Source organism: Streptomyces sp. NPDC051310 (genome assembly GCF_044455245.1).
Taxonomy (GTDB): domain Bacteria; phylum Actinomycetota; class Actinomycetes; order Streptomycetales; family Streptomycetaceae; genus Streptomyces.
In genome coordinates, this window is sequence record NZ_JBITEO010000023.1 from 123288 (window position 1) to 133064 (window position 9777).

Here is a 9777-nt window from a genome sequence, read left to right on the forward strand (position 1 = left end):
TGACGACCACAGCACTCTCGGGGAGCGCATATGCACATCAGGGGCGACCATGCCGAGCTGGTCGTCGGGGGGCGCCTCGACGTCCGCAGCGCGGCGGACGCCCGTACGGTCCTGCACTCGGCCGTGGACGACGGAGCCGGCGACCTGGTGCTCGACCTGACCGGCCTCGACTCCTGGGACGCCACCGGGCTCGGGGTCATCATGGGCGCTCACCGGCGTGCGGGACGCTGCGGCCGCCGGCTGGTGCTGCGGGGCGTACCGCCCCAGATGCAGCGCCTGCTGGTGGCCACCCGGCTGCACCGCATCCTCGCCATCGAGGGCGGGCTCGCCGCGGAAACGTTGCCCCGCGTCTGACACCGGTCCCGGCCGCACAGGGCCGGTGACGGGTGCCGCGGGCCGCCCGGGCGCGTCCCGGGTGCACAATCCTCACGAGACCGTGACGTCTTGGGCGGCACACCACCCCGGCGCTTCCTGGATACTGGGCGAACGTCTAGGGTTCGGTCGCCTGCCGAATGACGAACCCACCGGCGGGCACCGGACCAGAAGCGACAGCGGCGTGCGGAACGGCCGGGAGGGGCTTCGGCGCGCACCGCTTTTGGGGGGCACAGACCATGAACCCGATGAACCGAGGGCCGGAAGAACACGGCCACGACAACGATGACAACGGCACCGGCGACGGCGGCGTGCACCGCGCGCGCCCGGCCCGCGACGACGCACCGCGCGAGCGGGCCGTCGAACGCGCCGGTGAACGGGCCGCGCCCGCCGGCCCCGCCCGCACCGCCCAGATCGTCTCCGGCGACTTCCTCCTCACCGTCAACCCGATAGACGGCAGCGAGATCGAAGTCTGTCCGCCCGGACGGCAGCCCGCGCCACCGGGCCGCCACACCGCGGACGAGCGCACCGAACAGGCCCGTGCGTCCGGCCCGCCCGTACCCCCCGGCCCCCTCGCCCGCCACCTGACGCTGCTGGAACGCCAGGAGGAGCGCGAGCGGCTGGTGCGCCTCCTCGCGCGCGGCCGCTCCGTCCGGCTGACCGGCCCGTCGGGCTCCGGGCGGACCGCCCTGCTCGACGCCGTCGCCGCGGACTGCGCCGACCTCGCCCCCGACGGGGTCGTCCGGCTCAGCGGCCACCACCGCACCCCCACCGAGCTGCTCCACGAGCTGTTCGCGGCCGTGTACCGCGCGCCCGGCCACCGGCCCGACCGCGCGGGCCTGCTGGCCGCCGTGCACGGCATCGGCGCCGTCGTGGTCGTCGACGACCTGGAGTTCGGCGGCTCCGCGCTGGACGAGCTGCTCGACGCCACGCCCGAGTGCGCGTTCCTGCTCGCGGCCACGCCCGAGGTGCCGGCACCCTCCCCGGACTCGCACCTCGAAGAGGTCTTCCTCGCCGGGCTGGGCCGCGGTTCCGTCCTCGAACTGCTGGAGCGCGCCGTCGACCGGGCGCTCACCGACGACGAGGCGAACTGGGCGGGCGACCTCTGGTTCGAGTCCGAGGGCCTGCCCCTGCGCTTCATCCAGGCCGGCGCCCTGCTGCGCCAGCGCGACGAACTGCGCGCCGGTCCCGCGGACGACGAGGTCCCCGGCGACGACGACGCGGCGGACGAGGTGTCCGGCGACGCCGATGTGTTCGCCGCCGGCCGCGACGTCCCGCTGCCGAGCCTCGCCGAAGGCGCCGCGCCCGCGGCGCTGCTCGCCTCCCGCCTCTCCGAATCGGCCCGTGAGACCCTGCGCTTCGCGATCGCGCTCGGCGGCGAGGTCCCGCACCAGGCGCACCTGCCGGCGCTCGTCGGGGACACGCACGCCGACGCCGCCCTCGGTGAACTGCTCGGCTGCGGGCTGCTCACTCCGGTCGGCACGCGCTACCGGCTCGCCTCCGGGGTGTCGGCGCAGCTCGTCACGAGCGGATACGACGAGGGTGCGGTCGGCCGCGCGCACACCGCCGCCCAGCACTACGCCTGGTGGGCCGCCCACCCCTCGGTCACCTCCGAGCGGGTGGCCGGCGAGGCGGACGCCGTGCTGGCCGCGATGGCCGCGCTGGTCGTGGGCCCGCCCGCCGGGCAGGGCTCCGGGGCAGGGGAGCCGGGCCACGCGAGCGCGGCGGTCCTCCTCGCCCGCAGCGCGGTGCCCGCCTTCGCCGCCGCACTGCACTGGGGCGCCTGGGAGCGGGCGCTGCGCACCGGCCAGGAAGCCGCCCGCATTTCGGGCGAAGTGGCCGAAGAGGCGTACTTCCACCACGAGTTGGGTGTCCTCGCGCTGTGCGCCGGGAACCTGGAGCGGGCCCGCGCCGAGCTGGAGGCGTCGATCGCCCTGCGCGGCGCGCTCGCCGACAAGCGCGGCACGGTCGCGGGCCGGCGCGCCCTGGCGCTGGTCGCCGACCGGGAGCGCGGACCGCTGCTCGGCGGGCGTACGGCCGCGGGCGAGGAAGTGCCCGCGGCACGCCACGAGGAGTCGGCCTCCCCGCCCGGCGGCGTACTCGCGAAGGGCGCCCCCGCCGGGCTGCCGCGACTGGCGGGCCTGTCCCGCGAGCCGTCCACCCTCCCCACCCGCAAGGACACTCCGGAGCCGGGCTTGACGGCCGCCGCCGCGGCGGGTGTCACGGCCGGCGCCCCGGCGGGCGCCGCGGCCGCCCGCCCGACGGCCCGGCGCACCATCCTGACCGGCGCGCGGCGCAACCTGGTCGCGGCGGGCGCGGGTGCACTGCTCGCCGCCGTCCTCGGCACGGTCGTGACGCTCGGCGCCACCTCGGGCGGCGCCGAGGGCGACGGCGGCTCCGGCCCCGTCACGTCGGACCAGTCGGTGAGCGAGGACGACGGCAACGGCGGCCTCGACGCGGAGGAGCCCGCCCAGGACTCCACGCGCCGCCCGGACGGCGGCTCCACCGGCGGGCCGGGCCCGACCGGCGGCTCCGGTGGCACCGGGGACTCCGGCGCCGCGGTCCGGCCCGGCGAGACCGGCTCGGCGCAGGACCCGTCCGACCCGGGTGACGGCTCGGCAACGGCGACGGGCGGCGGTACGCAGACGGGCGGGACCACCCCGTCCGGCGGCGGCTCCACCGCGACCGGCGGCAGCTCCTCGCCCACCAGCACGGGCGGCGGCAGCTCCTCCCCGACCAGCACCGGCGGGACCGGCGGCACCCCGTCGCCGACCACCACCGGGGGCGGCGGCAGCAGCTCGCCCTCGCCGACCACGAGCGGCAGCACCACGGGCTCGCCGACGACCAGCGGCTCCACCACGACCGGTGGCACGGACAGCGGCGGCACCGACAGCGGCGGGACCACCACCACGGGCGGCGGCGCGGGGGGCGGCACCAGCAGCGGCGGCACGGAGACCACCGGCGGCACCACGGGGGACGGCGGCTCGCCCAGCGTGTCCTGACGTACCGCCGCGGCCCGCGCCCGGCACACGACCGCGGCCCCGGGGGGCGATCGTCTCGTCCCCCGGGGCCGCGGCCGTACCGGTCCGTCCGTGCGTGCGGCGCCTCAGAACAGGCGCAGCTTGTCGTCCTCGATGCCGCGCAGCGCGTCGTAGTCCAGCACCACGCAGCCGATGCCGCGGTCCGTCGCCAGCACCCGCGCCTGCGGCTTGATCTCCTGGGCCGCGAAGACGCCCCTCACCGGCGCCAGGTGCGGGTCGCGGTTGAGCAGTTCCAGATAGCGGGTGAGCTGCTCCACGCCGTCGATCTCGCCGCGCCGCTTGATCTCCACGGCGACCGTGGCCCCGTCCGCGTCCCGGCAGAGGATGTCCACCGGCCCGATGGCGGTCGGGTATTCGCGCCGGATCAGCGAATAACCGTCCCCCAATGTCTCGATCCTGTCGGCGAGCAGCTCCTGGAGGTGTGCTTCCACGCCGTCCTTGATGAGGCCGGGGTCCACACCGAGCTCGTGCGACGAGTCATGGAGGATTTCCTCCATCGTGATGATCAGTTTCTCGCCCGCTTTGTTCACGACCGTCCAGACGCTGTCGTCACCCTCCTTGAGGGTGCACGGCGGGGACATCCAGTTGAGCGGTTTGTACGCCCGGTCGTCAGCGTGGATGGAGACGCTGCCGTCTGCCTTGACCAGGATCAGACGGGGGGCGGAGGGCAGGTGGGCCGTGAGCCGGCCCGCGTAGTCCACGGAACAGCGGGCGATGACGAGACGCATGGACGGCAACGCTACTCGACTCCTACGCTTCCGCGCGATTCGACCCTAAACCCCCTTACGTACATGGCCGGTTGTGGCCCCATTCTCCTGGTGCGCTCCGGACAGCGCGCTTACCGTGGAAGCGGGAGGTTGTCGCCCGGGCACTCTGCGTGGCGTACGGGGGCGTCCTCCTTCCCTGCCCGTAAGACCCCGCTACCGTCCGGGGTCGCGAGAGGAGAACCCATGTCGCTCGACGTCTCACCGGCGCTGTTGGAACAGGCCGAGCGAGGCGAGGTCGACGAAGCCGACTTCGTCGACTGCGTCCGGACCTCCCTGCCCTACGCATGGGAGATGATCAGTTCTCTGGTGGCACAGCTGAAGGTGGACGGTGGTGCGTTCGCCGACAACCAGACGCCGCCGCCGGACGAGCAGGCACGTGGACAGCTGCTGCGTGCGCTCGCGAGTGACGCGATCCGGGGTGCGCTCCAGCGGCACTTCGGGGTCCGTCTGGCCTTCCAGAACTGCCACCGCGTCGCGGTGTTCCCGTTGGACTCCTCGGTGGACGAGCGGTACACCCGCTTCACTTCCGTACGGGCCCAGCTGCTGAACCAGTCGCCCGAGCTGCGCGACTGCTGAGCCCGTGCTGCCGCTCCGCATCGCCGCCGGCCGCAGCCGGTGCCGGGGCGGCAGCACCGATGCGGACGGCATTCCCCGCGGGCCGCGCCCTCCTCGCCGCCGGTGACGGCCTCCGCCCCGTCAGCCGAGCAGCGGCAGCACGTCCGCGCCCAGCCGCCGTACGTTCTCCTCCGTCGCCACGATGTCCCCCGACCCCTCGACGAGCAGCGCGAAGCGGGTGATGCCGGTCCGCTCGGACGTCGCCGCCAGCCGGTCCGCCGCCCCGTGCGCCGTCCCCACCGGGTGCAGCCGGCACAGCAGCTCCGTGTACGCGTACGGGTCGCGCATCGCGCGGTGCCGGCCGTCGATCGTCACATGGGCGCCGAGCCCCTGCTTCAGCCAGCCGGGCATCGCCTTCAGCAGCGCCTGGGCCGCGTCCGCCGAGCGGTCCGCGATCTGCGCCACGCCCGCCGAGACATGCCGGGCGGCGGCGCCGGCGATCACCTCCGGCGGGTGTCCGGCGGCGTGCGCCTCCGCCCGCCACAGCGCCACCATCTCCGCCTTCTCCTCGTCGCCGCAGTGCATGCCCAGCAGCATCGGCAGGGCGCGCGCGGCGGCCAGCCGCACGCTCGCGGGGGAGGTGCAGGCCAGGATCGTCTCCGGGGCGGGATCGCCGTCGATCAGCTCGTCCGGACGCGGCACGACGGCGACCTCGCGGAACCGGTGGCGCGGCCCGCCGGCCGACACACGCGGTTCGCGCAGCCAGCGCAGCAGCAGGTCCAGCGCTTCCGGGAAGTGCTGCTCGTACGCCTCGAGGCCGGAGCCGAAGACCTCCAGGTCCACCCAGGGCCCGCCGCGCCCGACCCCGAGCGTGAACCGGCCGCCGGAGGTCACGTGCAGCAGCGCCGCCTGCTCGCCGAGCGCCACCGGATGGGTGGTCGGCAGCACGCTGACCGCCGTCCCGACCCTGATGCGGCGGGTCCGGCCGAGCAGCAGCGCGGCCAGCGTGACGGCCGAGGGGCACACGCCGTACGGCACGAAGTGGTGCTCGGCCAGCCAGACCGAGTCCAGCCCGGCCTCCTCGGCCACCTCGGCGGAACGCACCGCCCGGTGGAGCGTTTCACCCTGGCCCTGGCCGGGAAATTGGGCGGCCAGTACAAAAGTTCCCACACGCATCGCCTGATGCCTCCTAGCGCGGCCGACGCGACTCCCCTCACGGGCAACAACGTCTGGCAGGTGCCAAAGGCAACGGTCCGGGCCCAAGTTGTTCCGATATTCCGTTAACTGCCGCTGCCGTAGGCTGGACGGGCCCTGTTCGCGCCTGCCCCCTGTGAGGTGTCCCGTGTCCCCGCGCCGAAACCGTCCGCGTGGCGGCGACCAGCCGAACGAGAGCATCGCCGGCGAGGCGGGGGGCCGGTACGGCGGGTTCCAGCGCTTTGAGTCCTGGCAGGGCGAGGAGTGGGCGGTGCGGCACGTGGCGGGCGCGAGCGCCGTGGGCAAGCGGTACCGCTGCCCGGGCTGCGACCAGGAGATCCCCTCCGGCCTCGCGCACGTGGTGGCCTGGCCGTCGTCGTACGGCGGCGTGGACGACCGCCGCCACTGGCACAAGGCGTGCTGGAACGCGAAGGACCGCCGCACCTCGCGGGTGCAGCGGTCCCGTAACGCGCCGCGCTATTAGGGAGCGGCCGCCCCTTCCGGCTACACGTCCCGCTGGTCGAGGGCGAAGAAGGCGGCGATCATGGCAGCCCCGGCGAGACCGGCCATGATCCACAGCGGCTCCCAGCCGGACGGGCCGGACTGGGTCACCGCGTTGTCGTAGAGGACCGCGAGCTGGCTGGGGATCGAGTACTCGAACAGCGCCTGCTGCACGTCCCGCAGCGACTCCGAGAACATGAACATCGCGGCGACCAGCGGCAGCAGGACGAGACCGAGCATGACCGTGATCGCGCCGGCCGAGTGGCGCAGCAGCGCGCCGACGGCGAGCGAGAGCAGCCCGAGCGTCGCCACGTACAGGCCGACCCCGACGGTCGCGCGGAACCAGTCCTCACCGGTCGTGGTGCCCGACTCCACGAGCGCGGTCTGCATCATGCCTACCGCCGCGGCGACGGTGGTCGTGATCACGAAGACGAGCAGGAAGAAGACGATCGACTTCGCCGCCAGCACCCGCGCGCGGCTGGGGCACGCCGTCAGGGTCGTACGGATCATGCCCGTGCCGTACTCCGACGAGATGGTCAGTACGCCCAGGGTGATCACGCAGATCGAGCCGAGCAGCACGCCGAAGAAGCCCAGCCCCAGCGCGGACTGGCCCTCGAGGTTCGCGTCGGCGTCGGCGACGGCCACGGCGGAGAGCAGGCCGATGCCGACCATGAGGGCGATCATCACGCCGAGCGTCCACATCGTGGACCGCACGGACCGGATCTTGGTCCACTCGGACGCGAGCGCGTCCCCGAGGTGGGCGCGGCGGGCCGGGATGGGGGAGGTGTAGGAGTACGGCGCCGGGGCCGGGGCCGGCGGAGTGGTCGGGGTGGTCATCGGGCGTCCTCGGAGTCGCTCTTGGTCAGGGAGGCCGGGGGCTGCGCGGCCGGCGGCTGCGGGGCCGGGGCGGGCGGCGCGTCGTGCGGCGCCTGGGCCGGTGCGGCCGGTGCCTGCTGGGGGTGCGGGGCCTGCGGGGCCGGGGCGCCGGCCGCGTACGGGTTCTGCCCGGGCGGCGGCGGGGCGTACCAGCCCTGCTGCGGCACCTCGGGGATCACCGGCGGCGTGTACCCGCCGCCCATCATCTGCTGCGGCGGCAGTTCCATGAGCCCGGACCGCTGGTCCGTGGTGGACCGGTAGTCGACGGCCCCCTGGGTGAGCCGCATGTACGCCTCCTCCAGCGACGCCTGGTGCGGCGACAGCTCCCAGAGCCGTACGCCCGCGTCGTGCGCGAGGTCGCTGATGCGCGGCAGCGGCAGCCCGGTCACGCGCAGCGCGCCGTCCGGCTCCGACATGACCTGGCCGCCGGCCTCGGCGAGGACGCCCACCAGCTTCTCGCGCAGCGACGGCTCGGTCTGCGGCGTGCGCACCCGCGCGAAGTCCGCGGAGTTGGCCGAGATGAAGTCCTTGACGCTCATGTCGGCGAGGAGCTGCCCGCGCCCGATCACGATCAGGTGCTCCGCGGTCAGCGCCATCTCGCTCATCAGGTGCGACGAGACGAAGACGGTCCGGCCCTCGGCGGCCAGCGCCTTCATCAGGTTGCGCACCCACAGGATGCCCTCGGGGTCCAGACCGTTGACGGGCTCGTCGAAGAGCAGCACCTGCGGGTCGCCGAGCAGCGCGGCCGCTATCCCGAGCCGCTGTCCCATGCCGAGCGAGAAGCCCTTGGAGCGCCGCTTGGCGACGTCCTGGAGCCCGACGACCCCCAGCACCTCGTCGACCCGCCGCGCCGGGATCCCCGCGAGCTGGGCCAGCGAGAGCAGGTGGCTGCGGGCGCTGCGCCCGCCGTGCACGGCCTTGGCGTCGAGCAGCGCGCCGACCTGCCGCGGCGCGTTGGGCAGGCTGCGGAAGGGGTGGCCCCCGATGGTGACGTGCCCGGACGTGGGCCGGTCCAGCCCGAGGATCATGCGCATGGTCGTCGACTTCCCGGAGCCGTTGGGCCCCAGGAAGCCGGTGACGGTCCCGGGCCGCACCTGGAAGGAAAGGTTGTACACGGCCGTCTTGGCGCCGTAGCGCTTCGTCAGGCCGACTGCCTCGATCATTCTCCAGCCCCATCGACAGGTCAGGTCATGCAGGGCACAGGGGCCCCCGTAGGAGGTAAGAGCGTATCCAGCGCTTGACGGTTCCGGCCACGCCGTAAAAGCTGCCCGCTCCCCTCGGGGAGCGGGGTGCGTCCGGACCTGTCCGGCCGGTGCGAGAAGGTGATCACGTCACCGTCACGATGCCGTCCCAGGTTGCCCGCAGGTGATCACCGGCTCTCCACAGCGCCATAGGGTTGGCGCAGCCACGACAAGCCGGGCCCGCAGCGGGCCTCTACGGAAAGTTGCGCCATGCGAAGCACCCTGGTCCGCCGTACCGCCGTCACCGCCACCGCGGTCTCCCTGGCCGTGCTGGCCACCGCGTGCAGCGGCTCGGCCGACAAGGGCGGCGACAGCAGCGACAAGGCGAAGCCCTCCGCCGCCGCTCCGGAGGCCGCGGACGTCAAGGTTCCGTCCGCCGCCGAGCTGGAGAAGATGGCCCTGGCCGAGGGCGACGTGAAGCAGCACCAGGTCCGCCAGGCCGGGCCCGCGGAGAGCATCGCCGCCGGCGAGGCCACCGCCGACAAGACCGAGTGCCTGCCCGTCGCCCGTGCGATCGGCACCGCGCCGCAGGGCGAGCCCGCTGGTACGGCCGCGGCGCGCCGGGCCACCGAGACGGGCGAGAAGAACAAGGAGGCCATCGAATCCGGTGACCTCTCGGCGATGACCAACGTCACGACCACGCAGATCGGGCTCGCCTCCTACGACGGCAAGGGGGCCGAGGAGGCTCTGGCCGCGCTGCGCAAGGCGGCGGCCGACTGTGCCGGCGGTTTCACCGCGACCCTGAAGGGTCAGCAGATGAAGGTCAACAAGATCACCGAAGCCAGGATCGCGGGCGGTGACGAGGCCGGCGCCTGGAACCTCGCCGTCGAGCAGGGCAGCACCAAGCTGACCCTCAAGGCCGTCGCCCTGCGCAAGGGAGCCGTCCTCGCCTCCTTCAGCTCCCTCAACCTCGGTGCCACCGGCGGCAAGGACTACCCCCTGCCGACCGCCGTCGTCGACGCCCAGGCCGCGAAGCTCGGCTGACCGCCCGGCGGCAGGACGCCCCGCGCCGGACGGCGCGGGGCGGTCCGCGACCGCTGGCCAGGGCGACGTGCAGTCGTCGAGCACCGGCAGCGGCGGCACGTGCGCGCTTGTCGGCGCAGAGCGCACCACGCTCCGACCACCCCAGGGCGGCGCGGGGGCCCCCCCCGCCCGGGCCCCCCCCCCCCCCCCCACCCCCCCCCGGGGGCCCCCACCCCCCCACCGCCGCCGGGGCCCGGGACTCGACCA

Annotated in this window: 9 protein-coding genes; 5 read left to right on the plus strand and 4 right to left on the minus strand. The window is 74.5% G+C overall.

The window, feature by feature from the left end:
• Nucleotides 1–30: 30 nt before the first annotated feature.
• Nucleotides 31–354 carry an STAS domain-containing protein gene (locus tag ACIA79_RS27725; protein WP_290111518.1) on the plus strand — a complete coding sequence of 108 codons (324 nt, stop codon included), beginning with the start codon at nt 31–33 and terminating at the stop codon, nt 352–354.
• A gap of 257 nt (nt 355–611) precedes the next feature.
• Nucleotides 612–3374, plus strand: coding sequence for an ATP-binding protein (locus ACIA79_RS27730; protein ID WP_399431077.1), 2763 nt, complete (start codon nt 612–614; stop codon nt 3372–3374).
• A gap of 104 nt (nt 3375–3478) precedes the next feature.
• On the opposite strand, the gene nucS is transcribed toward ACIA79_RS27730, so the two are convergent.
• The gene (gene nucS / locus ACIA79_RS27735; protein WP_399431078.1) at nt 3479–4141 is read right to left on the minus strand and encodes an endonuclease NucS; all 663 of its coding nucleotides are present in this window, start codon (nt 4139–4141) and stop codon (nt 3479–3481) included.
• A gap of 222 nt (nt 4142–4363) precedes the next feature.
• Here nucS and ACIA79_RS27740 point away from each other — a divergent pair, with 222 nt between their 5' ends.
• Nucleotides 4364–4756: an SCO5389 family protein gene (locus tag ACIA79_RS27740; RefSeq protein WP_031073764.1), complete on the plus strand. Its 393-nt coding sequence runs from the start codon at nt 4364–4366 to the stop codon at nt 4754–4756.
• A gap of 120 nt (nt 4757–4876) precedes the next feature.
• Here the strand turns inward: ACIA79_RS27740 and ACIA79_RS27745 are convergent, their stop codons facing one another.
• A complete protein-coding gene (locus ACIA79_RS27745) occupies nt 4877–5911 on the minus strand; it encodes an LLM class flavin-dependent oxidoreductase (RefSeq protein ID WP_399431079.1) in 1035 nt (344 codons plus the stop codon).
• Nucleotides 5912–6077: 166 nt separating this feature from the next.
• Between ACIA79_RS27745 and ACIA79_RS27750 the strand changes: the two genes are divergently transcribed.
• Entirely contained in the window at nt 6078–6413 is a 336-nt protein-coding gene (locus ACIA79_RS27750; protein ID WP_399431080.1) for an ATP/GTP-binding protein, read from the plus strand.
• A gap of 20 nt (nt 6414–6433) precedes the next feature.
• Here ACIA79_RS27750 and ACIA79_RS27755 read toward each other — a convergent pair whose 3' ends face one another.
• Both ACIA79_RS27755 and ACIA79_RS27760 read right to left on the minus strand, forming a co-directional pair.
• The gene (locus ACIA79_RS27755) at nt 6434–7267 is read right to left on the minus strand and encodes an ABC transporter permease subunit (protein WP_399431081.1); all 834 of its coding nucleotides are present in this window, start codon (nt 7265–7267) and stop codon (nt 6434–6436) included.
• Nucleotides 7264–8469 carry an ABC transporter ATP-binding protein gene (locus ACIA79_RS27760; RefSeq protein WP_399431082.1) on the minus strand — a complete coding sequence of 402 codons (1206 nt, stop codon included), beginning with the start codon at nt 8467–8469 and terminating at the stop codon, nt 7264–7266. Before ACIA79_RS27760 ends, ACIA79_RS27755 begins: the two co-directional genes overlap by 4 nt.
• A gap of 288 nt (nt 8470–8757) precedes the next feature.
• Here ACIA79_RS27760 and ACIA79_RS27765 point away from each other — a divergent pair, with 288 nt between their 5' ends.
• Nucleotides 8758–9531, plus strand: a complete 774-nt coding sequence (locus ACIA79_RS27765; protein ID WP_399431083.1) for a hypothetical protein — start codon at nt 8758–8760, stop codon at nt 9529–9531.
• Nucleotides 9532–9777: the final 246 nt, after the last annotated feature.